This is a genomic window from Halomonas sp. 18071143, from assembly GCF_019211725.1.
Lineage (GTDB): Bacteria > Pseudomonadota > Gammaproteobacteria > Pseudomonadales > Halomonadaceae > Vreelandella > Vreelandella stevensii.
In genome coordinates this window covers 2,464,172-2,488,075 of sequence record NZ_CP078120.1, presented here as the reverse complement: position 1 = coordinate 2,488,075, position 23,904 = coordinate 2,464,172, and the positions used below count along the sequence as shown (strand labels likewise).

Genomic DNA, 23,904 nt, shown 5'->3' with positions numbered 1-23,904 from the left:
CGGTCTCTTGAAGGAGATTGCCTACCATGATGCCATCTGGCTTTACCGGCATGATCAAGCGTCTGCAGCTGGGGCGGCGTGCGGTAATCGCATTCCCGCTGGTGTGGCTCACGCTGTTCTTTTTGCTGCCCTTTGCGTTGGTGCTCAAGATCAGCCTTGCCGAAGGGGCGATTGCCATTCCTCCCTACGGGCCGCTGGTCGAGTATGCCGATCAAACCCTGAGTATCTTTCTCAATGTCGGCAACTATCTGTTCTTGCTCTCTGACTCGCTGTATGTCGCGGCTTACTGGGGCTCCATCAAGACAGCATTTACCGCCACGCTGGTGTGCTTGCTGCTCGGTTATCCCATGGCCTATGCCATGGCCCGTGCCCCGGGGCGCTGGCAGTTGATTCTGCTGCTGCTGGTGATGCTGCCCTCCTGGACGTCGTTTCTGATCCGCGTGTATGCGTGGATGGGCATACTCAGCAACAATGGCCTGATCAACAATCTGCTGCTGAGCATCGGCCTCATCGACTCGCCGCTACGCATGATGAATACCCAGTTTGCGGTCGTCGTGGGCATCGTGTATGCCTACCTGCCGTTCATGGTGCTACCGCTGTATGCCCATCTGACGCGTCTGGATACATCGCTATTGGAAGCGGCCTCTGACCTGGGGTCGCGTAAAGTGAATACCTTCCTGAAAGTCACCTTGCCGCTTTCCATGGGAGGCATCGTAGCGGGTTCCATGCTGGTGTTCATTCCTGCGGTGGGTGAGTTCGTGATCCCCGAGCTGTTGGGAGGGCCTGACACCCTGATGATCGGCAAGGTGCTTTGGGAAGAGTTCTTCCTGAATCGTGATTGGCCGGTGGCTGCGGCGTTGGCGATGGTCATGCTGTTGCTGTTGTTGATCCCCATCGTATGGTTCCACCGCTACCAGTCACGGGAGCTCGAGCAATGATGACGTCCTCTCGGCGCCCCAGCTTTACCACGGTGATGCTGGTGCTTGGCCTGCTGTTTCTCTATCTGCCGATGTTCGTGCTGGTGTTCTACTCGTTCAACTCATCGCGCCTGGTGACGGTGTGGGCGGGCTTCTCGACCCACTGGTACGGCGAGCTGTTTCGGGATCGGCAGATTCTCTCGGCGGTATGGACCAGTCTCAAGATCGCCTTTTTCGCTGCCAGCATGGCGGTGTGCCTGGGCACGGTGGCGGCTTTCGTGATGACTCGCTACGGGCACTTTCGGGGCAAGACGGCGCTCTCCAGCATGGTGACGGCACCACTGGTCATGCCCGAAGTGATCACCGGGCTTTCCCTGCTGCTGCTGTTCGTGCAGATGGCGCAACTGATTGGCTGGCCCGCGGACCGAGGGATGGCGACGATATGGATTGCCCACACCACGTTCTGCAGTGCCTATGTGGCGGTGGTGGTGTCGGCGCGTCTCCGGGAACTGGATCGTTCCATCGAAGAGGCGGCCATGGACCTTGGCTCGCCGCCGGTCAAGACATTCTTCAGCGTGACGCTGCCGGTCATTGCGCCTGCCCTGGCGGCAGGCTGGCTGCTGGCGTTCACGCTGTCGCTGGATGACCTGGTGATCGCCAGCTTCGTATCGGGCCCGGGAGCCAATACGCTGCCCATGGTGGTGTTCTCCTCCGTGCGCATGGGCGTCTCGCCCAAGATCAATGCGTTGGCCACGCTGATCATTCTGACCGTCTCGTTGGCGACGCTGCTGGCGTGGTACTTCATGCGCCGCAGCGAGGCCAGGCGGGTGGCTCAGATGCAGCAGGATGACGTGGCCTGACCATGGCTCACAAGACGTCGTCGTCACGGCCGGTGATGACGGCGTCGAGTTCGCCTGTGAAAGGTGAGATCACCACCTGAAGCCGGATGGGGGCGCAGCATTGATGGCAATCTTCCCAGGTGTCGTGGCTGCCCTGTGACGTGTCGATCATGAAGGTCAGAGGCGTGTCACAATAGGGGCAGTAGAAGTCATGGGGGGCCAGCGCGTCGTCATGCATGGTGGTTGCCTGTCAGGCAGAAAAAGGATATCCAGTGTAACAGCCCTGTCCGGGGCGGGCACAAGCGGGATGATTCAGGTAGGATAAGAGCGGGTTTACCCAATTAACCTAGTGAGAAAAAGCGATGATGAAACGTCACATGGCAGTAGCGGCCTTATTGGCCTTCCCGATGGTTGCTCTGGCGGAAACACCGAACGTGACGCCTGGCGAATGGGAGTTCGTCAGCGTAACCAGTATCAGCGGTGACATGCAGATTCCCGATCAGACCGAAACCGAGCGTCAGTGCATCACCCAGGAAGAGCTGGATGGCGCAGAGTTTGGCTTCATCGAAGAAGAAGAGGGCTGCGAGCTGCAGCACCAGGACATGAACGCCGATGGCCTTTCGTACAGCATGGTGTGCCGTGCTGAAGGTGGCGAAGCCAATATCGATGGTGAAATGCGCTTCATGGGTGAGCGTATCGAAGGCAGCGTGGACATCTTCACCCAGTCACCCATGGGCGAATTGACCATGAACACCGTGATCGAAGGCGAGCGCATCGGCGACTGCGAGTAACCGTACGCACTGCTTTAACGATCTTCAGCAGCGGTTTTCAACAACAAGGGCGCCTTTTGGCGCCCTTGTTGTCTGTCTACTCGGTAGAAGAGGTTGCCTAGCGCTCGGGCGTGGCCAGCGGTTCGTGGTCGGCCTCCGGCGCATTGGCAATTTCTTCTTCCAGCTGCCGTTTGACGGCGCCTGGCGAGCCTGAGTAGCGTGCCAGCAAGTCGTAGGCCACCGGCACCACGAACAGCGTAAACACCGTGGCTGCGCCGACCCCCGCCATGATCACCGTGCCAATCACCAGGCGAGACTCTGCGCCAGGGCCACTGGAAACGATCAGCGGGATCGCCCCGGCCATGGTGGTCACCGCCGTCATCAAAATGGGCCGCAGGCGGGTCACCGACGCTTCGATCAGGGCCGAGCGAAAGGCCTGACCCTCATCGCGCAGCTGGTTGGCGAACTCGACGATCAGTATGCCATTCTTGGCCGCCAATCCTATCAGCAGCACCAGCCCCACCTGACTGTAGATATTCAATGACTGGCCGGTCAGCAGCAGGGCCAGCAGGGCACCGCTCATGGCCAGCGGCACCGTCAGCATGATCACGAAGGGGTGAATCAGGCTCTCGAACTGGGCGGCAAGCACCAGGAATACCACCACGGCGCCAAGCACCAGCAGAAAGGTCGTCGCCCCGCTGGCCTGCTGGAAGTCTCGAGACGGGCCTGCCAGATTGGTCTGCACTTCTTCTGGCAGAATGGTGTTCGCGGTGTCTTGCAGGTAGGCCAGCGCTTCACCCAAGGGGTAGCCATCGGCCAGGTTGGCCTCGATGGTAATGGCGCGCACGCGGTCGAAGCGGTTGAGCGTGCTGGCACCAGCAAAGTCAGAGAGCGTCACCAGGCTGGCGAGCGGAATCAGTTCACCGGACCGCGCGGAGCGTACCTGGATATTGTCCAGCGCTCGCGGGCTATTCTGGCGGCCACGGTCGCCTTCCAGAATCACATCGTACTCTTCGCCGTCATCCACGTAACGGGTCACGTTGCGCCCACCGAGCAGCACCTCCAGCGTCCGGCCTATTTCCGTGACGGTGACCCCCAGCGCGGCGGCCCGTTCGTAGTTGATGTCGACCCGGAGCTGCGGCTGGGTTTCGTTGTAATTGCTCTCTACGGCGGTCAGGCGCGGGTTGTGCTCGCGAATATGGTTGACCAGCGTATCCCGCCAGCTGGCCAGCTCCTCGTAAGTGCCGCCCCCTAGCACGAACTGGACCGGTTTCTGGGTGCGTTGACCAAACCCCTGGCGCATGACCGGGAAGGCTTGCACGCCCGGCAAAGAGCCCAGGGTTTGCCTCACGTCCGCCATGATCTCCCAGGCGCTGCGGCGGCTGCCCCAGTCGGCCATGTTGACGATGATGAAACCGCTGTTGAAGTTTTCGATATTGCCGAACCCTCGCGGTGCCCGCACCACCACGCGCTCCAGCTCGCCGCTATCGACGAAGGGTGTCAGGCGTGCTTCGATCTCATCCATGTAATCCATCATGTAATCGAAGGTGGCGCCTTCGGGCCCGTTGACCAGCACGATGAAGTTGCCGCGGTCTTCTTGAGGGGTGTACTCACTGGGCAGCACCGACGCCAGCCAGGCAGTGCCTGCCACCAGCAGGGCAAACAGGGCCACCACCACCCATCTGAATGCCAGCACGACCTCCAGCGCGCGCTGGTAACGCTTTCGAGCGCCGTCCAGCAGCCACTGCACTCCTTGGCCAATGCGGCTATCGTGCATCCCCGGCTTGAGGATCTTGGAAGCCATCATGGGGGTCAGGGTCAGGGCCAGCAGCGTGGAGACGACCACCGCGGCGGCCATGGTCAGCGCAAATTCGGAAAACAGACGGCCGATGTCACCCTGCAGCATGCTCAGCGGCACGAACACGGCTACCAGCACGAGGGTCGTGGCAATGACCGCAAAAGCGATTTGACGAGTGCCGCGGAAGGCCGCCACCAGCGGTGTCTCACCGTAATCGTGCATGCGTCGGTTGATGTTTTCCAGCACCACGATGGCGTCGTCGACGATCAGGCCAATGGCCAGTACCAGCGCTAGCAGCGTCAGCAGGTTGATCGAGAAATTCATGACAGCCAGCGCGGTAAAGGCGCCAATCACGGCGATGGGGACGGTCACGGCGGGCACGATGGTGGTTCGCAGATTGCCCAGGAACAGGAAAATCACGATCACCACCAGCCCCATGGCGATGAACAGCGTCATGACCACCTGGTCGATGGCACCCGACACGAACACCGAGGCGTCGTAGTTGAGCGTCAATGACATGCCCTCGGGCAGGGTGCCTTGCAAGCGCTCCAGCTCCTGTTGCACCGCTTCGGAAAGCTCCACCACGTTGGCGGTGGACTGCATGATCATGCCTAGCCCCACCATGGGCACGCCGTTGGCACGAAACACCGAACGGTCTTCTACCGAGCCCACTTCCACTCGGGCCACATCGGCCAGACGAATCAGGTGCCCGTTGTTGCCCTGGGTAACCGCCAGCCGCTGAAAGTCATCGGCGGTGGCGAAATTGCGCGGTAGCCGTACGATGAACTGGCGATCATCGGACTCGATGGAGCCAGCGGGCAGCTCGACGTTTTCGGCGCGCAGGGCATCCTCGATATCACCCACGGTGAGGCCTCGTGCTGCCAGCGCGTTGCGGTCCAGCCAGACACGCATGGCATAGTCGCGGCCACCGCCCACGCGCACTCTGGCTACCCCCGGCTGCACCGACAGGCTGTCCACCAGAAAGCGGTTGGCGTAGTCGGTGAGCTCGGTGATCGAGTAGTCCGCCCCTGAGAGACTCAGCCAGATGACGATTTCATCGCTGCTGTCGGCCTTGGTGACTTCAGGATTGTCGGCATCATCGGGAAGGTTGCGCAAGGCACCCGATATGCGGTCGCGCACATCGTTGGCCGCCGCGTCGATATCCATGCTGATGGCAAACTCGATCTGGATGCGCGATCGTCCATCTTCGCTCTGGGAGGTAATCAGCTCGATACCCTCTACCCCGGCAATACGGTCTTCCAGCACCTGGGTAATACGGGTTTCGACCACGCTGGCCGAGGCACCGGGGTAACGTGTATCGATGCTGACGACCGGTGGGTCGACCGTAGGGTACTCCTGCAGCGGCAGGCGATTCAGCGCCAGCAGGCCGAAGGCCACGATCAGCGCGGCGATGACCATGGCCAGCACCGGACGCTGTACGGAGATGTCGGATAAGCGCATCAGCGGTCAGCCTCCAGCAGGGCACGGATGCTGGTCTCTTCATCGGTGATGCCCAGTAAACGTACCTGCTGGCCATCTCGTGCCAGCTGCAGACCGTGTACTGCCACCAGTTCGCCATCTGCCACGCCTTCGAGCACTTCCACTTCGCCACTGCGACGCTCACCCAAGGCGACCTCTCGGCGCTCCAGGCGATGCTCTCCTTCCTCCTCGTGAATGACCATCACGAAATGGCGATTGCCGCTCGGCTCGATAGCGGCTTCCGGCAGTACCAGCGTATTGCGCACGCGTTGTTGCACGACCACCTCCATCAACATGCCGGGGCGCAGGCGCAGCTCTGGGTTGGCCAGCTCGGCCCGCACACTGATACTGCGAGATACCGGGTCGATACGCGTGCCAATACTGGCGATTTCACCGCGGAAGACCTCATCCGGGTAGGCGGCGGTGGTCGCGCTCAGCGCCAGCCCTGCCGACAGGCGGCCCAGAAACACTTCCGGTACGGTAAAGTCCAGCTTCATGACATCCAGCTTGTCGAGGGTCACCAGCTCCATGCCCGGGGTCACCAGTGCGCCAGCGCTGACATTACGAAAGCCGACGCGACCACTGAACGGTGCCACTATCCGGTAGTTGGCCAGGCGTGCCTCTAACGCCTGGGCATCGGCCTCTGCCTGCCTCAGCCGCGCTTGGGTATCTTCCAGTTCGGCGCGGGGGGCCAAGTTGCGTTCCTGAAGTTGAGACGTTCTGCCCACCGCGTTACGGCGCTCATCGGTGATCGCCCGTGCTGCCCTCAGCAGCGCCTGCTCCTCGGCATCTTCAAGGCGTATCAGCAGCTCGCCCTGTTCGACCTGGGCACCATCTTCGAAGGTGATTTCGGCAATGGTATCGGTCACGGTAGCTGACAGCGTGACGCTCTCGTCGGCACGCAGGGTGCCCAGGGCTTCTAATGGGTCGGACCAGGCGGTAGCCGTGGCGTAGTGGCCGATCACGGGGGGCGGGGTTTGTGCTATGGCGTATGGCGGCAAAGTGGCCAGCAGCAGACAGCAGAAGAGGCGTTTGTAAACAAGCATTGGCGTCTCAACGTAAACAGAGGTGACCTGCATTATCCTGAAATCGACTGCCGTGATAAGGGCAAACGGCAAGATAACGGAATGAAAAGATATTTGTTGTACATTGTATGTACATATATTTTTGGCTTGTAAAGTGCTGAGCAGCCTCTCTGCTGCTAAGATAGTCAGCTTTTCATGTAGGGCTTCCAGGATGGTTTACGACGTCGTCGTTATTGGCGCAGGTGCTGCCGGGTTGATGTGTGCGGCTCAAGCAGGTTATGCAGGGCGGCGCGTGCTGGTGGTTGACCATGCCAATAAACCGGGCAAGAAAATCCTCATGTCGGGAGGAGGCCGTTGTAACTTTACCAACCTTGATGCCTCACCAAGCCATTTTTATTCGGAAAATCCTTATTTTTGCATTTCTGCGTTGAAACGTTACCGTCCAGAACATTTTGTATCTCTGGTGGAGCGCCATGGCGTGGAGTATGTGGAAAAAGCGCCGGGGCAACTCTTTTGTGCCGACTCCGCCAAGGAGATCGTGAGAGTCCTGCTGACCGAATGTGAATGGGCCGGCGTCGAACTGGCATTGAAGACGTCCATTTCCAAGGTGGAGCGCTTGGGCGAGGGAATGCAGTTGACTACTTCGATGGGCACCATCAGCTGTGGCGTGTTGGTAGTGGCCACGGGGGGGCTCTCCATTCCCACCATGGGGGCTTCGGGCTTCGGTTACGATCTCGCCCGTCAATTTGGACTTGAGGTGTTGCCTACTCGGCCTGGGCTGGTGCCCTTCACGCTCAGTGATGTCTGGAAAGCGCGTGCTGAAACGCTGTCAGGGCTCAGCGTGCCGGTATCGGTCAGCTGTGGTCAAGGGCGCTTCAATGAGCCCATGCTGTTTACCCACCGGGGGCTGTCGGGGCCGGCGATGCTCCAGATTTCGAGCGTCTGGCAGCCCGGTAGCGCCATTACGATTGATTTATTGCCGGGTGAGGAGGTGGCGGCTTCGCTGCGTCATGCGCGTGAGCAAACTCCCAAGCGCATGCTGTCTACCTGGCTGGGTGAGCGGTTTCCCAAACGTCTGGCACAGGCGATAGTGGAGTGGTACCCCGAGCACGCCACCGCCATGCCATTGGCACAGTACAGCAACGAGGCGATCGACTGCTGGGCACAGTACCTCAATGAGTGGCAGGTGAAACCAGCGGGCACAGAGGGCTGGCGTACGGCAGAGGTGACCATGGGCGGGATCAGTACCGAGGCCATTTCGTCGAAGAATTTTGAAGTACGAGGCTTACCCCAGCTGCGTTTCATTGGCGAAGTGCTGGATGTCACGGGCCAGTTGGGTGGTTACAACTTCCAGTGGGCCTGGGCGAGTGGCGTCGCCTGTGGCCAAGCGTGTTGATCACCATTGAAAAAGCCGCCTGAGGCAAGGCATCCGGCGGCTTTGAACAGGCAAACGCCTCGTCAGCTGGCGACTTTGGCCAGCAGTTTCAGCTTGCGAAGCAGCATATAGCCTGCCAATGCGCGTTTGCCGACGGCCATGGCGCCACCAGGATGGCGAACCAGCCGCAGGGCAGCTAGCCCGCCCACAACGTACAGCGGTAAGCGCAGGCTTCGCCAGTGCCGGTCGAGCGGCGCGGAAGTGCGTTGTAACGTATCGCTGCTCACCAGTATATCGATACGCTGCTGCTCCAGCTCGGCCAGTAACGCCGCCTTACGTTGCTGGCGGGTTAGCGGCTTGTCCGTCACCTTAGCGGCGGCGTTCGGCGAGTTCTTCATCATTGGCCTCCAGCAGGGCGCGATCGGCTGCTAGCTGTTTCAAGGTTTCCTTGAGCAGCGAGTGCCGCTTTGCCTGACGTATGGCAATCACGGCCAGCAGCAGGCTGAGTGCCATCAGTACGCCAGCACTCACGCCAATGGCCGTCAGCCGATAGGTGTCCCAGAACAGAACGACTACCAGCGCCGTCAGCGTGGCCACACCCAGCAGCAGTAGCAGCAGGCTAGCGCCAGCCAACAACAGTAGTACCAATAAACGAGCGCGCTCTTCCTCCAATTCCAACACCGCCAAACGCAGGCGGGTTTCACCGTTAGCTAACAGTGACCTCAACAAGCGTTTAGCGGCAGAAAAGACGCGTTGGGTTGGACCCAATGCCATTAGCGACGACCGAGCAGCATACCTACCACCAGGCCAGCTGCGGCACCGATACCGATGCTGGTCCAGGGGTTCTCATGTACATAGCGGTCGCAGCAATCGGCCTGTTGGGCCAGTGACTCGCGGGTGTCTTCATAGATGCGCTCGCCGCGGGCTTCCAGGCGGGCACGAGTATCCTTCAAACGACGTTCGGCACGCTCACGCAGGTCGCGCATTTCACCGCTGGCATCTTTCGATGTGGCGTTCATCAGCTCTTCGACCGTCTCGCTGAGATGGCGCAGGTCTTCTTTCAGCTGGTCGGCACGTGCGGAGGCGTCTGTGTTACGTTTAGCCATGATGTCTTCCTTTGACGAATGAATGAGTGACAGCTTCAGCATAGCAGCCGTCACTCTACAGACAACCCCAAAGTTTAGTGGTTCCGCATCAACGGTTCAGGCCCGTGGCGCTGAACAGCGGGTTGAGGCTGAAACCGAGACTCAGGCGATGCACGCGGTTGTCGTAATCGATCATGCTTTCGCCGTACCCGTAGTAATACTGTACGTGTGCTCGCACCCCATTGAAGGCGGGCCAGCTATAGTCGATTTGAGTACCCAGGTTGCCCGGGCTCGGGTTGCCGCGCAGTTGACCAGCGACTTCATGATTGTTGTCCAAGCGCTTGGCCAGACGAATGTCGCCATATCCCATGAAACGCTCGATATCCGGATTATCGTCGTCACCATCCGACTCTGGAACGCGCCAGTGGGGTGCCAGGGTCAGTGCCCAGTTGCCGCGCTGCAGCGTGCTTTCCAGATAGACGCGGTTCCAGCTCCGTGACAGCGGGTCCGAGCGGCCATTGGATTGATGGTTGAAGGCGATACGATTGCGCGTATTCACCCAGCCCAAGGCGCTCCAGGCGTTATCGAAATCGATGAACACCTCGGGCTCGTAGTTGGTTTCCCGGAAAGGGGAAGAGGCATCAGTGTTATAGGCCTGCCACCAGCTTCGCTGGGTATAGGCGAAATAGACGTCGCCAATGTCGCCAAACACGTCTTCCGCCAGATTGAACTTGGCGCTGAACTGGAACTTCACTTCGTTGTTGTTAGGCCCGGACGCATCGGTCACTTCACGAAAGTTGTTGGCGTCCTGGTTAGTGTTATAGCTCACCGGAAACAGGTAATTGGTACGGTGGGTGGTGATGGAAAACGGGTTACGCGTCGACTGCTGCTCCAGCTGGCGGCGCTCGGTCAAATCCTCCAGGGCGACCTCTTCTGGCAGGGGCGCCGGTGGAATACCCTGAGCCGCCGCTTCGGGTGCGTCAATTTGCTGCAGCTGCTGGCGGAGCTGATAGAGCTCGGTATTCAAGGCGCGAATACGCGCTTCGATATCGCCGCGTGTCTCGGCCATGGCCGACTGGCTGCCCAGAGCAACCAGCAGGCTTGTCAGTATCAGGGGTCGGATAACCATCAATATGGCCCACGTTGGTAAATAGACAAATGTTAGCGTCGTTCTATACAGGCGGCCGAAGTAAGTCAACTGCCAATATTCTGGTGACCGGCCGGATTGCGCGGGCAGGCCTTACGATTGACAATGGCACCTTGCCCGATAATGCGGGCTGACCAGTCAATGAGGCTTCTAGACGTGGTGAAGAGTGCCATGAAAGCAGTGAACGGCGCGCTGGGCGTGTTGATGTGTGTCGCGCTGCTGGTTGTATCTCCGGTGGGGTGGGCCGAAAGCGGCGAGCGTGTGCCTTCGGAAAGTGCTCTGAACGAGCGGCTGGCTGCACTGGAGTCTCAGGAGGGGGAGCTGACCGCCGCGCAGCAGCGCGAGCAGGCTGCCCTGGAAGCGGCGCTGCAAGCCCATGAGCGGCTCAAGGCGCTGGAGGAGCGACAGCGCGCGCTGGAGCAGCGCGTCAGTCAAGCCCCGGAGCAACTGCTGCAGCTGGAGCGTGAGCTTCGCGAGGCCGAAGAGGAGAGCCTGCAGCTCTCCGTGGATAGCTTGAGCGATACGCCGCTGGACGCACTGGAAGCTCAGCAGGGCAGTGCAGTGATCGAACTCCAGCAGCTACAGAGCCAGTTGGCTGAAGTCAATTCGCAGCTGTTGGCTGCGCAAACCTTGCCCGAACGTGCCCAGCAAGCCATCTCCGAAGCCTTGCAGCGGGCCGAGACCTTGCGCCGCGAACATGATACCCGAGAAGCGCTGCTGGCCGACCGCCAGCTATCCGCTCGCGAGGATGCGCAGTTGATCCAGTGGCGTCTGGAGCGTGCGCTGGCCGAGCAGGAAGTGTCCCTCAATCAGCGTGAGCTCAGTGCCAACAGTCGGCTGCGGGAACTGGCTCAGCAGCGGCGCGAGCTGTTGGCGTTGCAGATCGACCATCAGGAGCAGCGGCTGAACCTGCTGCAAGGGGTCATCGATCGTCAGCGACGCCTGCAGTCCGAGCAGGCGATTGCCGATGCCGCCCGGGATGATCCATTGATTGCCGAGGGGCATCCGGTGGTGCTCCGCGCCCAGCAGGTAAACCAGAACCTGAGCCTCGAGCTGCTGCGTGCCACCGACCGCGCCAATGGCATCGTGCGCGAAAACATCGAAGCCCAGCGCCAATTGGAGCTGGTGCGTCAGTTGCAGCGTAGTCTTGGTGAGCAGATGGAGGCCATTCGCGGTAGCCAGCTGCTATCCCGGATACTCAGGGAGCAGCGCCAGTCGCTACCGGTGATCGTGCCGCGTCGCGACCTGCAAGATGAAATTGCCGACTTGCGCCTCAAGCAGTTCGACCTGATACGCCAGCGTGATCAGCTGCGCCAGGGAGAACGCCTGGCCACTCAGCGGCTACAGGAAGCGGGCGTCGAGGTGACGCCTGGGCTGGTGGACTCCCTGACGCGGCTTTATCAATCTCGCCGTGAGCTGGTGGAGCAGCTCGAGCAGTCCTACGGCAGCCTGTTGAGCGCCGCCATCGAGCTGCAGTTGAACCAGCAACAGCTCTTGACCACCACCCACGAGCTGCGCGCCACCATCGATGAACAGCTTTTCTGGGTAGCCAACAGTCGTCCGCTGGACCTTAACTGGGTGCGCCAGTTACCCAATTACCTGCAGCAGGAGTGGCAGCAGGGCGAATGGCGTGCCGTGCTGCCCAACCGCTGGCAGGGCCTTGGCTGGGACATGCTGGTCGGTGCGCCGCTCCTGCTGCTAAGCCTGGCGCTGCTGGGGTTACGCTCCCGTATCAAGGCCGCGCTGGCCCGGCTACACTCGCAAATAGGCCGTTTGAAGAGTGATACGCAGCTGCACACGCCCAGAGCAGTGCTGATGAATGCGCTGCTGGCGCTGCCTGGCCCGCTGGCGCTGGCGGGGGCTGGCGTTGCCCTGCGCACGGCAGAAGGCGCCCTGGCAATGGGGCTGGCGCCGGCCTTGCTGCAACTGAGCCTGAGCTGGGGGGTGATTGCCTTGGGCCGCCGCCTGCTGGTGCCCGATGGCGTTGCCGAGCGTCACTTTACCTGGGCACCCGCTTACAATGCTCGATTACGCCAGCTGCTCGGAGGGTTAGGCGTGGCGCTGGTTCCCGTGGTAGGGATTGCGGCCATGTCTGGGCAGGTGGAGACCCCGCTGGCCATGCGCCCGGTGGCCATGGGGCTGTTCATGCTGGGGCTGCTGGCCATGGCGTGGTGGTTGATGCAGCTGATTCTGGCCCACGTGCCTGTCTTTGGAGTGCGGCTGTTTCGGTTGATCCTGGGGCTGGCCATGGCCAGCGTACCGTTGGTGATGCTTGGGCTGGTGGCCTGGGGCTACGAATATACGGCACTGCGGTTAGTGGCGCGTTTTGCCATGACTCTTTACCTGCTGGGGCTGTGGGTCGTGGTGGAAGCCACGGTGGTCCGCAGCCTGGGGGTGGCCGCTCGCCGCCTGGCGTATCGGCGCGCTTTGGCGCGAAGGCGTGCCCAGGTGCAAGAGGGGGCCGAAGGCGGTCTCGAAGTGGTCGAAGAGCCGCCCCTGGACATGGAGAAGATCAATACTCAGTCGCTGCGGCTCTCCAAGCTCATTCTGCTGATCGGGTTCAGTCTGCTGCTCTACCTGGTCTGGTCGGATCTGCTGGCAGTGCTGGGGTATCTGGATCAGGTGGCGCTGTGGGACGCCGATGAGGGCGATCTGGTGGACAGCGCGCTCTCCCTTTCCGACTTTTTCACCGCGCTATTGGTGGTCGCCATTACCTTCATCATGGCGCGTAACCTGCCGGGGTTGCTCGAAGTGATGGTGCTGTCGCGGCTGGCCTTGAAGCAGGGCAGCGCCTACGCCATCAGCTCACTGCTCTCTTACACCATCGTGGGTACCGGGGTCGTCATGTCGCTGGCCACCCTGGGGGTTTCCTGGGACAAGTTGCAGTGGCTGGTGGCGGCGTTGAGCGTGGGGCTGGGCTTTGGTTTGCAGGAGATCTTTGCCAACTTCATTTCTGGCCTGATCATCCTGTTCGAACGCCCCATTCGAATCGGCGACACCATCACGCTGGGTAACCTGCATGGCACGGTCAGCCGTATCCGCATCCGCGCCACCACGGTGACCGACTTCGATCGCAAGGAGATCATCATTCCCAACAAGACATTCGTCACCGACCAGCTGATCAACTGGTCGCTGTCGGACAATGTCACTCGGGTGGTGCTGACCTATGGCGTAGCGCATGGCTCTGATTTGCCATTGGTGCATCAGCTGCTGCGCCAGGCCGCCGATGAAAACCCACGCGTGCTGGCGGACCCGGAGCCTCAGGTGTTCTACCTCAACTATGGCCCGCACAGCCTGAATTTCGAGCTGCGCATCTTCGTCAACGACTTGCTGGACCGGCTGTTTGCAGCCGACGAAGTGAACTGCCGTGTGGATGAGCTATTCCGCGAAGCGGGCGTGCGGGTGGCCTTCGAGCAGATGGACGTATGGCTTCACCGAGATCAAGGGGAGTCGGTGAAAGTACAGACCCGCAAGCCGCTGCCTCCTGCAAATCTGGGTTAAGGGGCCTCGTGACTGGCCAGCATCAGGAACTCCCGATTGCCGTCCCCGCCGGTGATCGGGCTCTCTTGCCAATGGGTGATGTGCAAACCGCAGGTCTGGCAGGCTGCACGTATCTTGTGCTCCACCTCGCTGTAGCGGGCTGGGTCGCGTACCACGCCGCGCTTGTCCAGCGCGCTGGGCTCCAACTCGAACTGCGGTTTGACCAGAGAGATAAGCTTTCCCTTGGCCGGTAGCAAGGCGGCGATTTCCGGCAGGATCAGCGTTTGAGAAATGAACGACACGTCCATGATGGCCAGCTCGATGGGGTATTGGCGCAGCACTTCCAGCAAGGCTGCCGAGGTGCTCATGTGGCGCGCATTCAAGCCTTCCAGGCACACTACCCTTGGGTCCTGGCGCAGCGCTTCGGCCAACTGGTCGTGGCCTACCTCGACACCCACTACATGGCGGGCTCCGAAGCGCAGGGCGCAGTCGGTAAAGCCGCCGGTGGACTGGCCCACATCCAGCACGCCCAGGCCCTCCAGCCGCATATCCAGCGTAGTGAGCGCTCCCTCGAGTTTAAGGCCTGCCCGGGAAGCGTAGCGCTCCTCGGGGTCCTCCTCGACGCGCAGTGATGTGTCGGCGGGCCACTTTTCGGAAGGCTTGGTGAGCGGGGTGCCGTCGGTCAAAAAGACACGCCCGTTCTTGATGAGGCGCTGGGCGCGGGTGCGTGAGCTGGCCAGCGCCTGGCTGACCAGCAGTTGATCGAGTCGTATCATGGCAGCGTATCAGGAGCGTTGAAAGACCGCGCATTATGTCATGTTGTGCCTGGCTCTGCCTGCAAGTCGGTGGGAGGGATTCGCGTAGCTCCCCAGCTGCGATGTAGATAGCCCTTGACGCGCTCCCGCTCCTCCTCGCTGACGGTGGCCTGTTTGCCGCTCTCCAGAGGATCGTAGTGGTAGATGTAAAGCCGCGAGAGAAACTGCTCGAAGGGCAGTGAGGCTTCACCGAAGCGCTTGCCGTGAAACTCAGGCTTGACCCAGCGGTGCGGGTCGCCTTCGCGGCCGATGCAGCGTCGGCCCATTTCCGCATAAATGCGTTCCAGGTGCGGGGCGACGACCAATGACACTGGGGCGAGGGGGAGCTCGCTGGCCACTCCCGCCACGCTCTCCTGGGAGGAGATGGGCTGGCCTTCGAAGTGCATGATGATCTCATCGCCCCGAGTGGCCCGGGTCACCTTTTGCAGCAGATAGTCCGGGTTGTTGTAGGCCCCAGTCCGAGCCAGCAAATGAAGGGCGGGTGGGAATTAGCAAAATTCCGCGTAAACCCTCGCCCAATCGGGCGGGGATACAAGCGGGAAGCGCGCTAGCGCTGCTGGGGGTTGATCTTCGCCCCTTACTGTCTATTATGTATAAAAATACAGTTTTGAGCGGCGCCGTGCCATGTTAATAGCCACCAAAGTACGCCTCTACCCGACCCCTGAACAAGCTGATTTCTTAAATCAGCAGTTCGGCGCGGTGCGGTTTGCGTACAACAAGGCACTGCACATCATCAGTACGCAGTACAAGCGGCATGGCACCAAGCTCCGGGCTAAGAAAGACCTCAAGCCGCTACTGGCGGTAGCGAAAAAATCCCGCAAGTACCACTGGCTGAAAGACTACGATTCAATTGCGTTGCAGCAGGCGTGCATTAACTTGGATCGCGCCTTCCAGAACTTCTTTAACCCCCAGTTAAAAGCCCGCTACCCCAAATTCAAGCGCAAGCACGGTAAGCAATCGAGCTATCACTGTACCGGCATCAAGGTCGGTGGGAGCTGGATCAAAGTGCCAAAGCTCACGCCGATTAAAGCCCGACTTCACCGTGACATCACCGGCACGCTGAAAAGCATCACCTTAACCCGTACCACCACCGGCAAATACTACGCCTCGGTGCTGGTCGAGGACGGCGTTGAGGCGCCCGCACCGCTGCAAACCGTCGACACCGTGCTGGGGGTCGATATGGGCTTGACGCATTTGGCTATCGACTCGACTGGCCGCAAAGTGGCCAATCCTCGTTTCTTGAAGCGGGCGCGTGCTAATTTGCGGCGCAAACAAAAAGCGCTTTCCCGCTGCCAGAAGGGCAGCAAGCGCCGTGCGAAAGCACGGCTAACCCTTGCCAAGGCGCACGAGCGCCTGGCCAATGCCCGTGCTGACTTCCAGCATAAACTGTCTCGACAATTCATTGACGATAACCAAGCGGTGGTGGTCGAGACCTTGAACGTCAAAAACCTGCTGAAAAACCGCAAGCTGGCAAAACATATTGCCGATGCCAGTTGGCACAGCCTGATCCAAAAACTGGACTACAAAGCCAAGCAGCAAGGCAAGCATCTGGTCAAAATCGACCAGTGGTTTGCCAGCACCAAGACCTGTGCGGGCTGCGGCCACAAGGTCGAACAAATGCCGCTAACGGTTCGCACTTGGGATTGTCCTCACTGCGGCACCCAGGGCATCGACCGCGACATCAATGCGGCGCTTAACATCAAGCATCAAGGCATCATCCAGTTGAAGGCCGAAGGACTGTCGGTCTCTGCCCATCGAGGCCTGTGTAAGCCCGGTCACGCACCGGCAGCGGCCTAAGACGTGGGAAGCCTCGCCCGTCAGGGCGGGGAGCAGTCACTGGGCATTGATGATGTCTGCTAAGGGGCTGCCCGATGAGTGTGGTAGGCTACCCCGTTGTTGGATACGTTCAAGCGTCAAGAGGAACAGGCCAAGATGGCGGCCAAGCCGATCTACCGTGTGGTGGTTCACCAGCAGGGTGAAATTTGGGATTTATACGTAAGAGAGATCTTTCAGAGCGAACTCTGGGGCTTTATTGAAGTCGAGGAGTTTGTCTTTGACGATGCGTCGCGAGTGGTGGTGGATCCGGGAGCGGAGAAACTGCAGCGTACCTTCGAAGGTGTCAAGCGCAGCTACCTGCCGCTCAATGCCATTGTGCGCATTGACGAAGTAGAGCGTGAAGGCCCCTTGAAAGCGGTGAAAAGTGATGCTCGCGTCGCGGAGTTTCCTCGCCCCTTCCCGCTACCGCCCCGTGGGGAAGGGTAAGCGCCCAACACGCGCAACGCTATAGCGCTACGCAGGCTGGCTTCGTCGGTCAGCCGCGTTTTTTATGATCAGGACATGACGTCATGCAAGTAGAGAAATTTCGCAGGAATTGTTACGCCGCCGCCATGGGCGTGCTGTTGAGTGCCAGTGGCCAGTTAGCGTTTGCTCAATCCGATAGCCAAGCCTGGGTCAGTGATGAGCTAAGCACCTATGTGCGTAGTGGCCCCACAGATGGCTATCGCATTGTGGGAACGCTGAATGCGGGTGAGCAGGTCGACGTACTGGAAACCAGCGGGAACTACACCCGAGTGCGCAGCAACAGCGGCGACACTGTGTGGGTGCTGAGCAGTGAACTGCAGCAAACGCCCAGCGCTCGTCAGCAGTTGCCTGAGCTTCAGGCGCAGGTGGAAGAGCTGACCCAGGAGCTCGACGGCATCAACGATACCTGGGAGCAGCGGGTCTCTTCGATGACCGAAACTCTGGAGGTCCGTGAGCAGCGTATTGCCGAGCTGGAAGCGCGTAATCACGAGCTGGACGCCGAGTCCGAGCAGGCCCGCCGTCAGGTGCGCGCGCTGCAGGCACGTCTGGATACCCAGGAAGAAGACTTGTTGATGCGCTACTTCATGTACGGCGGGGGGGTGGCCGGTGCGGGCCTGCTGGTGGGGCTGATCGTGCCGCATCTGCCGCGTCGCCGCAAAAAACGTGACCGCTGGTTCTAAACAGCGTGCTGGTCATCCTCCATCACGGCCTGACGAGGTAAGTACCATGGACAACCCCTGGCGGTTGCGCTGGCAGGAAGGGCGCATTGGCTTTCATCTGGCGGCAACACATACCGCGCTGCCACAGCACTGGCCCGAGCTGGGGGTGGAGGAGGGTGCCAAAGTGCTGGTGCCGCTGTGCGGCAAGAGCCTGGACATGCGCTGGCTGGCCGAGCAGGGGCATCCGGTGCTGGGCGTCGAGCTGGCCCCGGAAGCCATTGAGCAGTTTCTGGCCCAGCGGGAAGAGGGCGTTTCTCGCTACCGCCAGTCAGGTTTCGAGGTGTTTCGTCAGGGGAGTGTCGAGCTCTGGTGCGGGGACTTCTTTCATCTGCATATCAAACAGGCTGCCGAAGTCGGGGCCTTCTATGACCGGGCGGCGTTGATTGCCCTGCCACCCGCCACCCGTGAGCGCTATGCGTTCCATCTGGCACAGCTGATACCGCCCGGTGCCAAGGGGTTGCTCGTCGCGCTGACTCATCAGGAAGGCGAGGCAGGGCCGCCCTTCAACGTGCCCGACCACGAAATAGAGCGCCTGCTGGCGCCCAATTTTCGCGTTGATCGGCTCTCTACGGAGCCCGCCGATGAGCGTGGCCGTCGCGAGAGCCTTTGGGCACTGGAGCGGCGCGGCCCTCGCGTGTGAGCTGACCCAGATTAGCGCGCCAGCAGACGGCCCAGTTCCGGGTCGCTGAAGGCGCGGTTCAAACCATCGCTCAGCAGGTCGTTCAACATGCGGGTATTGCTGTCTTCACCAGGTTTGATGGCGTAGCCCTGCGTACGGCGTGAGGTATAGGTGCCGGTATAGGTCGTGCCCTGGTGCTGCGCGATGGCTCGGAAGACACCCTCGATACGGGCCTCGTCGATGAGCGGCTGGCCGCTATCGCCCCGCAGGTAAGCCAGACTGGCGAGCTCCAGCGTCAGAGTGGGGCGGCCCTGGGCGGTTTCCCGGGTGGGGTTGAAGCCCATGTCGCGCACCGCACGCTCAGCTTCGGCCTGCAGTTTCGGTATCAGCTCATGTCGGTCGACGGTGATTTGCGCTGTCGACATGCTACCGCCTGCCCGCGTGCCAATGACTTCACTGGGCCGGGTGTCCACGGCCACCACGGTCACCTGTTGCCCGGAACCTACCTGCGGCACGTTGGCCGTACGGGTGGGGTTCAGCTGCAGGAACTGGGGGCTGGCGCAGCCGGCCAGCAGGGCGGTGGCCAACAGCGCACCGGAAATACGTAAAAAATGACGCCGACGCATATCTCTCTCCACACTCTACTTGTTTGGATCGTCACCTGTCTGGGTAACCGCTTGCCTGAATAGTAAAAACCTGTCGTAACAAGGCATTGCTGACCAGATTCGGTACAGTATAGCCCTGCCACGACAGGCGAGGCCAGCGGCTTACGCGACCCGGCTAGGCTGCTGCTGGGGCGCGGCGTCTTCCTTGAATCGATGCCACTGGCGCGGATGCGCAAATAGCCGCTGGCCGCGCTGCAGGTTCAGCCGTTCGAAGTCGGCATGACGCACGGTGGCCAGCCAGGGCTTGGCAAGCCAATCCGCCTCCAGCTCGACCCGTACTTCGGCCCCCACAGGAGAAAGCGCGGTGACCGTGACAGGCAGGTGGCTTTCCGGGCTGGGTGCCTCGGCCAGGCGCACTTCGTGGGGGCGCAGCAGCAGCTCTTCGTCACCGTCCGGCAGGTCTACCTGCAGGCGCGCGTCTCCGCAGGTCAGCACACCTTGCTGCACGCTGCCCTCCAGATGGTTCACGTCACCGAGGAATTCGAACACAAAGCGGTTCTTCGGCGAGCGGTAGAGGGTTTCCGGCGTGTCGATCTGTTCGATACGGCCATTGCTCATCACCACGACGCGATCCGAAAGCTCCAGCGCCTCTTCCTGGTCGTGGGTCACGAATACGCTGGTGAAGTTCAGCTCATCATGAAGGCGACGCAGCCAGCGGCGAAGGTCCTGACGTACCTTGGCGTCCAGCGCGCCGAAGGGCTCGTCCAGCAGCAGCACGTCGGGCTCTACGGCCAGTGCCCTGGCCAGCGACACACGCTGCTGCTGGCCGCCCGAGAGCTGCGCAGGCAGGCGGTTGGCCAAATGCTGGAGCTGAACCATTTCCAGCAGCCGGAACACTCGGGCACGAATCTCGCCGCTGGAGGGGCGACGCTTGCGCGGCATCACAGTCAGGCCAAAGGCCACGTTGTCGTAGACGCTCATGTGGCGAAACAGCGCATAGTGCTGAAATACAAAACCGATGCGCCGGTCACGCACGTGCACATGGGTGACATCGCGATCGCCAAACAGAATTTTACCGGGCGTTGGCCTGCGGTCAGCGCTCTCCAGCCCCGCAATGATGCGCAGCAGGGTCGTCTTGCCCGACCCGGAGGGCCCCAGCAGGCCGACCAGCTCGCCCTCATGAATGTCCAGGTCGATGGGTTCGAGGGCCTGTGTGTTGGCAAAATGCTTGGCAATATTCTCTAAGCGAATACTCATACGAGTGCCTCCCGGCGCGATGCGCGCCATTCCAGGCCTGCCTTGGCCGCAAGGGTTAACAGGGCAATCAGCGCCAGCAAGGCCGCGCTGGCAAATGCCCCCACGGCGTTGTAATCCTGATAGAGCTGTTCGAGGTGCAAGGGCAGCGTGTTGGTCTGCCCGCGAATAGCCCCTGAGACCACGGAGACCGCGCCGAATTCACCTACCGCGCGGGCGTTGGTGAGGATGATGCCGTACAGCAGTGCCCAACGGATGTTGGGTAGTGTCACGCGCCAGAACGTGGTCCAGCCTGAGGCGCCCAGGGTCACGGCGGCTTCTTCTTCGCGGGAGCCCTGGGCCTGCATCAACGGAATCAGTTCCCGAGCGACGAAGGGGCAGGTGACGAAGATGGTGACCATCAGAATGCCGGGCCAGGCAAACATGAGCTGGATGTCATGGGTGTCCAGCCAGCTGCCGATCCAGCCATTGCGGCCGTAGAGCAGCAGGTAGATCAAACCGGCCACGACTGGCGAAACGGCAAAGGGTATGTCGATCAGGGTTTGCAGAATGCGGCGGCCGGGGAAGCTGAAGCGGGTCACCAGCCAGGCCAGCGCGACGCCAAAGACCAGGCACACCGGAATGGTCATCAGCGCGATGACCAGCGTCAGGCCGATGGCGTGCAGGGTGAAAGTGTTGGTCACATTGGCCCAGAACACCGCCACGCCCTGAGAAAAGGCTTGGGCGAAGATGGCGACCAGCGGCAGCAGCAGAAACAGCGCCGACAGCAGCAGGGCGCTGACGATCAGTACGCGCCGCACCAGCGGCGCATCCCCTACGCGATGCATTAGCCTTTTCCTCCATGCAAGCGGCGCACGAAGCGCCCCTGCCAGATGTTGATGACCAGCAGCAGTGCCAGCGACACGAACAGCACCACCGAGGCGATGGCCGAAGCGCCTGCGTAGTCGTACTCCTGAAGCCGAACGAAGATCATCAATGCTGTGATCTCCGTTTCGTAGGGCATGTTGCCCGCGATGAAGATGATCGCCCCGAACTCGCCCAGAGAGCGCACGAACGCCAGCCCCGTACCGGTGACCAGCGCTGGCCACAGGTGGGGCATGATCACCCGGCGAAATGCCACGCTGTCGGTAGCACCCAGCGACATGGCGGCTTCATCGATCTCGGCGGGCAGGTCTTCGAGTACCGGCTGCACGGTGCGCACCACGAAAGGAATACTGGTGAAAGCCATGGCCAGGGCAATGCCGACCCAGGTATAGGCGACCTGAAAGCCCAGTGGTTCGAGCAGGCGGCCCATCCAGCCATTGCCGGCATACAGGGTGGCCAGGGTAATGCCCGCCACCGCCGTGGGCAGGGCGAAGGGCAGGTCCATCAGCGCATCCAGCAGGCGCTTGCCGGGGAACTCGTAGCGCACCAGCACCCAGGCCAGCAGCAGCCCGAAAACGGCGTTGACCAGCGCGGCCACGGCGGCAGCGCCAATGGTCACGGTGTAGCTGGCCACCACGCGGCCATCGGTGATGATGGCCCAGTACTCGCTGAGACTGAGCCCCGCCAGTTGGCCAAACAGCCCGGTGATGGGCAGCAGCAGTACCAGCGAGATAAACAGCACGCTGATACCCATGGAAAGGCCAAAACCCGGCAGCACGCGTGTGCTGCCGGATCGCCAGAATGCAAGTTGGCTCATGGGGCTCCGTTAACGACGTTGCAGTTGATCGAGCAGTGCGCCGCCTTCGAAATGGGCTTCCATGGCTTCTTCCCAGCTACCAAACACGTCTTCGACCTGAAGCAGCTCGGTCTCGGGGAACTGGTCGGCAAACTCGGCCACCACGGTCTCGTTATGCACACGGTAGTTGAAGCCTGCCAGCAGGCGCTGAGCCTCTTCGCTATAGAGGTACTCGAGGTAGCTCTGGGCCAGATCGCTGTTGCCGTTGCGCTCGGCGTTGGGGCCGACCACGGCGACCGGGAATTCGGCCAGGATGCTGACCGGCGGCACGATCACTTCATAATCGTCGCTGCCGTATTCGGTACGGATATTGTTGACTTCGGACTCGAAGCTGATCAGCACATCGCCAATGCCGCGTTCGATGAAGCTGGTGGTGGCACCACGACCGCCGGTGTCAAATACCGCCACGTTGCGCAGGAAGGTGCGCATGAAATCCTGAATCTGCTCGTCGTCACCGTCGAAAGCCTGATCGGCGAAGCCCCAGGCGGCCAAATAGGTGTAGCGGCCATTGCCGGAGGTTTTCGGATTCGGGAAGACCATGCGGACGTCTTCCTGTACCAGGTCGTCCCAGCTCTCGATGCCCTTGGGGTTGCCCTTGCGCACCAGGAACGCGGTGGTGGAGTAGTAGGGTGATGCGTTGTTGTCGAACGCCTGCTGCCAATCTTCCGCGACCAGGCCTGCATCCGCCAGCGCTTGAACGTCGGTGACCTGGTTATAGGTTACTACATCGGCGCGCAGGCCTTGCATGATGGCCCGGGCCTGGGCCGAGGAGCCGCCGTGAGACTGGCTGATGCCGATCTCTTCGCCGTGCTCTTCCTGCCACCAGGCCTGGAACTCAGGGTTGATGGCCGAAAAAAGCTCACGGGCGATATCGTAGGAGGAGTTGAGCAGCTCGCGCTCCTGGGCCACGGCGCTGGTGGAGAGCGTCATGCCGGCAACGGCGGTGCCGACGGCAACGGCCAGCAGGCTACGGCGCAGGCCGTTACGAAATAAGCCGGTACGAAAGAGAGTATTGTGTGTCATGGCAGGCTCCTGATAGCAGGGGGCGACATAGTCGCGATGGTGCTAAGGTTAAACCTGTCATTGTGGAATTACAATTGTGTTTTATATTCTATTTGTGAATATATGAGGAAGGTTAGGCAATGACGCATGCCTTTCATACCGCTCAAGGGCATCATCCTTGCGTGGGGCTGGGCGCAGCGCTCTGGTAAGATAGCGCAATACCGTTAATCCGCGCTAAGGACCCCATGATGAGCACTGCCCAGGATTTCTTGATTGCCCCTTCCATTTTGTCGGCCAACTTCGCCCGTTTGGGGGAAGAGGTAGACAACGTTCTGGCCGCCGGTGCGGACGTGGTGCACTTCGATGTCATGGACAACCACTACGTGCCCAACCTGACCATTGGCCCAATGGTCTGCAAGGCGCTGCGCCAGCACGGCGTGACCGCGCCCATCGATGTGCATCTGATGGTCAAGCCGGTGGATCGCATGATCAGTGATTTCATCGACGCGGGTGCGAGCTACATCACCTTTCACCCCGAAGCCTCCGAGCATATCGATCGCTCTTTGCAGCTGATCCGCGATGGCGGCTGCAAGGCCGGGCTGGTTTTCAACCCGGCAACGCCGCTTAGCTATCTCGATTACGTGATGGACAAAGTGGATATGGTGCTGCTGATGAGCGTCAACCCGGGCTTTGGTGGGCAATCGTTCATCCCGACGACCCTCGACAAGCTGCGCGAGGCGCGGGCAAGGATCGATGCTTCGGGCTTGCCAATCCGCCTGGAGATCGATGGGGGCGTCAAGGTGGATAACATCGCCGAGATTGCCGCTGCCGGTGCCGATACGTTCGTGGCTGGCTCGGCCATTTTCAATGCGCACCAGGCCAGCGACCCCCACGGATACGATAGCGTCATTCAGCAGATGCGAGCTGCGCTGGCCAGCGTCCGCTGATCGAGGC

23 protein-coding genes and 1 pseudogene are annotated in these 23,904 nt (G+C 60.9%); 10 read left to right on the top strand and 14 right to left on the bottom strand.

Annotation, left to right across the window (positions count from 1 at the left end):
• The first annotated feature begins 26 nt into the window (after nt 1–26).
• Together KVY02_RS11590 and KVY02_RS11585 are read left to right on the top strand one after the other, a co-directional pair.
• Nucleotides 27–938: an ABC transporter permease subunit gene (locus tag KVY02_RS11590; RefSeq protein WP_081195665.1), complete on the top strand. Its 912-nt coding sequence runs from the start codon at nt 27–29 to the stop codon at nt 936–938.
• Complete coding sequence (locus KVY02_RS11585; protein WP_016914418.1) at nt 935–1,777, top strand: ABC transporter permease subunit; 843 nt, start codon at nt 935–937, stop codon at nt 1,775–1,777. Before KVY02_RS11590 ends, KVY02_RS11585 begins: the two co-directional genes overlap by 4 nt.
• Before the next feature lie 7 nt (nt 1,778–1,784).
• On the opposite strand, the gene KVY02_RS11580 is transcribed toward KVY02_RS11585, so the two are convergent.
• Nucleotides 1,785–1,994 (bottom strand): CPXCG motif-containing cysteine-rich protein, encoded by a 210-nt coding sequence (locus KVY02_RS11580; protein WP_081137584.1) that lies wholly within the window; start codon nt 1,992–1,994, stop codon nt 1,785–1,787.
• A gap of 124 nt (nt 1,995–2,118) precedes the next feature.
• On the opposite strand from KVY02_RS11580, the gene KVY02_RS11575 reads away from it, so the two are divergent.
• The gene (locus tag KVY02_RS11575) at nt 2,119–2,547 is read left to right on the top strand and encodes a DUF3617 domain-containing protein (protein WP_016914416.1); all 429 of its coding nucleotides are present in this window, start codon (nt 2,119–2,121) and stop codon (nt 2,545–2,547) included.
• Nucleotides 2,548–2,644: 97 nt separating this feature from the next.
• On the opposite strand, the gene KVY02_RS11570 is transcribed toward KVY02_RS11575, so the two are convergent.
• On the bottom strand, nt 2,645–5,785 hold the full coding sequence (locus tag KVY02_RS11570; RefSeq protein ID WP_100731925.1) for an efflux RND transporter permease subunit: 3,141 nt from the start codon (nt 5,783–5,785) through the stop codon (nt 2,645–2,647).
• On the bottom strand, nt 5,785–6,849 hold the full coding sequence (locus KVY02_RS11565; protein WP_081137588.1) for an efflux RND transporter periplasmic adaptor subunit: 1,065 nt from the start codon (nt 6,847–6,849) through the stop codon (nt 5,785–5,787). Before KVY02_RS11565 ends, KVY02_RS11570 begins: the two co-directional genes overlap by 1 nt.
• Before the next feature lie 190 nt (nt 6,850–7,039).
• Between KVY02_RS11565 and KVY02_RS11560 the strand changes: the two genes are divergently transcribed.
• On the top strand, nt 7,040–8,224 hold the full coding sequence (locus KVY02_RS11560; protein ID WP_039181033.1) for an NAD(P)/FAD-dependent oxidoreductase: 1,185 nt from the start codon (nt 7,040–7,042) through the stop codon (nt 8,222–8,224).
• A 62-nt stretch (nt 8,225–8,286) separates the two neighbouring features.
• Here KVY02_RS11560 and KVY02_RS11555 read toward each other — a convergent pair whose 3' ends face one another.
• From KVY02_RS11555 to KVY02_RS11540, 4 genes are all read right to left on the bottom strand, one after another.
• Nucleotides 8,287–8,601 carry a YqjK-like family protein gene (locus tag KVY02_RS11555; protein ID WP_081137590.1) on the bottom strand — a complete coding sequence of 105 codons (315 nt, stop codon included), beginning with the start codon at nt 8,599–8,601 and terminating at the stop codon, nt 8,287–8,289.
• Nucleotides 8,573–8,977 (bottom strand): phage holin family protein, encoded by a 405-nt coding sequence (locus KVY02_RS11550; protein ID WP_081137592.1) that lies wholly within the window; start codon nt 8,975–8,977, stop codon nt 8,573–8,575. The genes KVY02_RS11555 and KVY02_RS11550 overlap by 29 nt, the downstream gene beginning before the upstream one ends.
• Entirely contained in the window at nt 8,977–9,309 is a 333-nt protein-coding gene (locus KVY02_RS11545; RefSeq protein WP_016914410.1) for a DUF883 family protein, read from the bottom strand. The genes KVY02_RS11550 and KVY02_RS11545 overlap by 1 nt, the downstream gene beginning before the upstream one ends.
• 88 nt (nt 9,310–9,397) lie before the next feature.
• On the bottom strand, nt 9,398–10,417 hold the full coding sequence (locus KVY02_RS11540) for a phospholipase A (protein ID WP_218313573.1): 1,020 nt from the start codon (nt 10,415–10,417) through the stop codon (nt 9,398–9,400).
• Between the two features lie 222 nt (nt 10,418–10,639).
• On the opposite strand from KVY02_RS11540, the gene mscK reads away from it, so the two are divergent.
• Nucleotides 10,640–13,936 carry a mechanosensitive channel MscK gene (gene mscK / locus KVY02_RS11535; protein WP_256357609.1) on the top strand — a complete coding sequence of 1,099 codons (3,297 nt, stop codon included), beginning with the start codon at nt 10,640–10,642 and terminating at the stop codon, nt 13,934–13,936.
• On the opposite strand, the gene KVY02_RS11530 is transcribed toward mscK, so the two are convergent.
• Together KVY02_RS11530 and KVY02_RS11525 are read right to left on the bottom strand one after the other, a co-directional pair.
• Nucleotides 13,933–14,691 (bottom strand): TlyA family RNA methyltransferase, encoded by a 759-nt coding sequence (locus KVY02_RS11530; RefSeq protein WP_218313571.1) that lies wholly within the window; start codon nt 14,689–14,691, stop codon nt 13,933–13,935. The genes mscK and KVY02_RS11530 overlap by 4 nt on opposite strands.
• 38 nt (nt 14,692–14,729) lie before the next feature.
• Nucleotides 14,730–15,182 (bottom strand): annotated as a pseudogene (locus KVY02_RS11525) (hypothetical protein); the annotation flags it as partial.
• A 172-nt stretch (nt 15,183–15,354) separates the two neighbouring features.
• Between KVY02_RS11525 and KVY02_RS11520 the strand changes: the two are divergent.
• From KVY02_RS11520 to KVY02_RS11505, 4 genes are all read left to right on the top strand, one after another.
• On the top strand, nt 15,355–16,527 hold the full coding sequence (locus KVY02_RS11520) for an RNA-guided endonuclease TnpB family protein (RefSeq protein WP_218313570.1): 1,173 nt from the start codon (nt 15,355–15,357) through the stop codon (nt 16,525–16,527).
• 135 nt (nt 16,528–16,662) lie between these two features.
• Nucleotides 16,663–16,992 (top strand): DUF1820 family protein, encoded by a 330-nt coding sequence (locus KVY02_RS11515; protein ID WP_009100748.1) that lies wholly within the window; start codon nt 16,663–16,665, stop codon nt 16,990–16,992.
• Nucleotides 16,993–17,075: 83 nt separating this feature from the next.
• On the top strand, nt 17,076–17,711 hold the full coding sequence (locus KVY02_RS11510; RefSeq protein ID WP_026001763.1) for a TIGR04211 family SH3 domain-containing protein: 636 nt from the start codon (nt 17,076–17,078) through the stop codon (nt 17,709–17,711).
• A gap of 46 nt (nt 17,712–17,757) precedes the next feature.
• Nucleotides 17,758–18,390 carry a thiopurine S-methyltransferase gene (locus KVY02_RS11505; RefSeq protein ID WP_218313569.1) on the top strand — a complete coding sequence of 211 codons (633 nt, stop codon included), beginning with the start codon at nt 17,758–17,760 and terminating at the stop codon, nt 18,388–18,390.
• Between the two features lie 11 nt (nt 18,391–18,401).
• Here the strand turns inward: KVY02_RS11505 and KVY02_RS11500 are convergent, their stop codons facing one another.
• The 5 genes from KVY02_RS11500 to cysP all read right to left on the bottom strand — a co-directional run bounded on the left by KVY02_RS11500 (nt 18,402) and on the right by cysP (nt 22,971).
• A complete protein-coding gene (locus tag KVY02_RS11500) occupies nt 18,402–18,995 on the bottom strand; it encodes a YajG family lipoprotein (RefSeq protein ID WP_218313568.1) in 594 nt (197 codons plus the stop codon).
• Nucleotides 18,996–19,136: 141 nt separating this feature from the next.
• The gene (locus KVY02_RS11495) at nt 19,137–20,231 is read right to left on the bottom strand and encodes a sulfate/molybdate ABC transporter ATP-binding protein (RefSeq protein WP_218313567.1); all 1,095 of its coding nucleotides are present in this window, start codon (nt 20,229–20,231) and stop codon (nt 19,137–19,139) included.
• Nucleotides 20,228–21,055 (bottom strand): sulfate ABC transporter permease subunit CysW, encoded by an 828-nt coding sequence (gene cysW, locus KVY02_RS11490; protein ID WP_016914400.1) that lies wholly within the window; start codon nt 21,053–21,055, stop codon nt 20,228–20,230. The genes KVY02_RS11495 and cysW overlap by 4 nt, the downstream gene beginning before the upstream one ends.
• Nucleotides 21,055–21,909 carry a sulfate ABC transporter permease subunit CysT gene (gene cysT / locus KVY02_RS11485; protein WP_016914399.1) on the bottom strand — a complete coding sequence of 285 codons (855 nt, stop codon included), beginning with the start codon at nt 21,907–21,909 and terminating at the stop codon, nt 21,055–21,057. Before cysT ends, cysW begins: the two co-directional genes overlap by 1 nt.
• A 9-nt stretch (nt 21,910–21,918) precedes the next feature.
• Nucleotides 21,919–22,971, bottom strand: a complete 1,053-nt coding sequence (gene cysP, locus KVY02_RS11480; RefSeq protein WP_218313566.1) for a thiosulfate ABC transporter substrate-binding protein CysP — start codon at nt 22,969–22,971, stop codon at nt 21,919–21,921.
• Nucleotides 22,972–23,198: 227 nt separating this feature from the next.
• Between cysP and rpe the strand changes: the two genes are divergently transcribed.
• The gene (gene rpe / locus KVY02_RS11475; RefSeq protein ID WP_016914397.1) at nt 23,199–23,897 is read left to right on the top strand and encodes a ribulose-phosphate 3-epimerase; all 699 of its coding nucleotides are present in this window, start codon (nt 23,199–23,201) and stop codon (nt 23,895–23,897) included.
• Nucleotides 23,898–23,904: the final 7 nt, after the last annotated feature.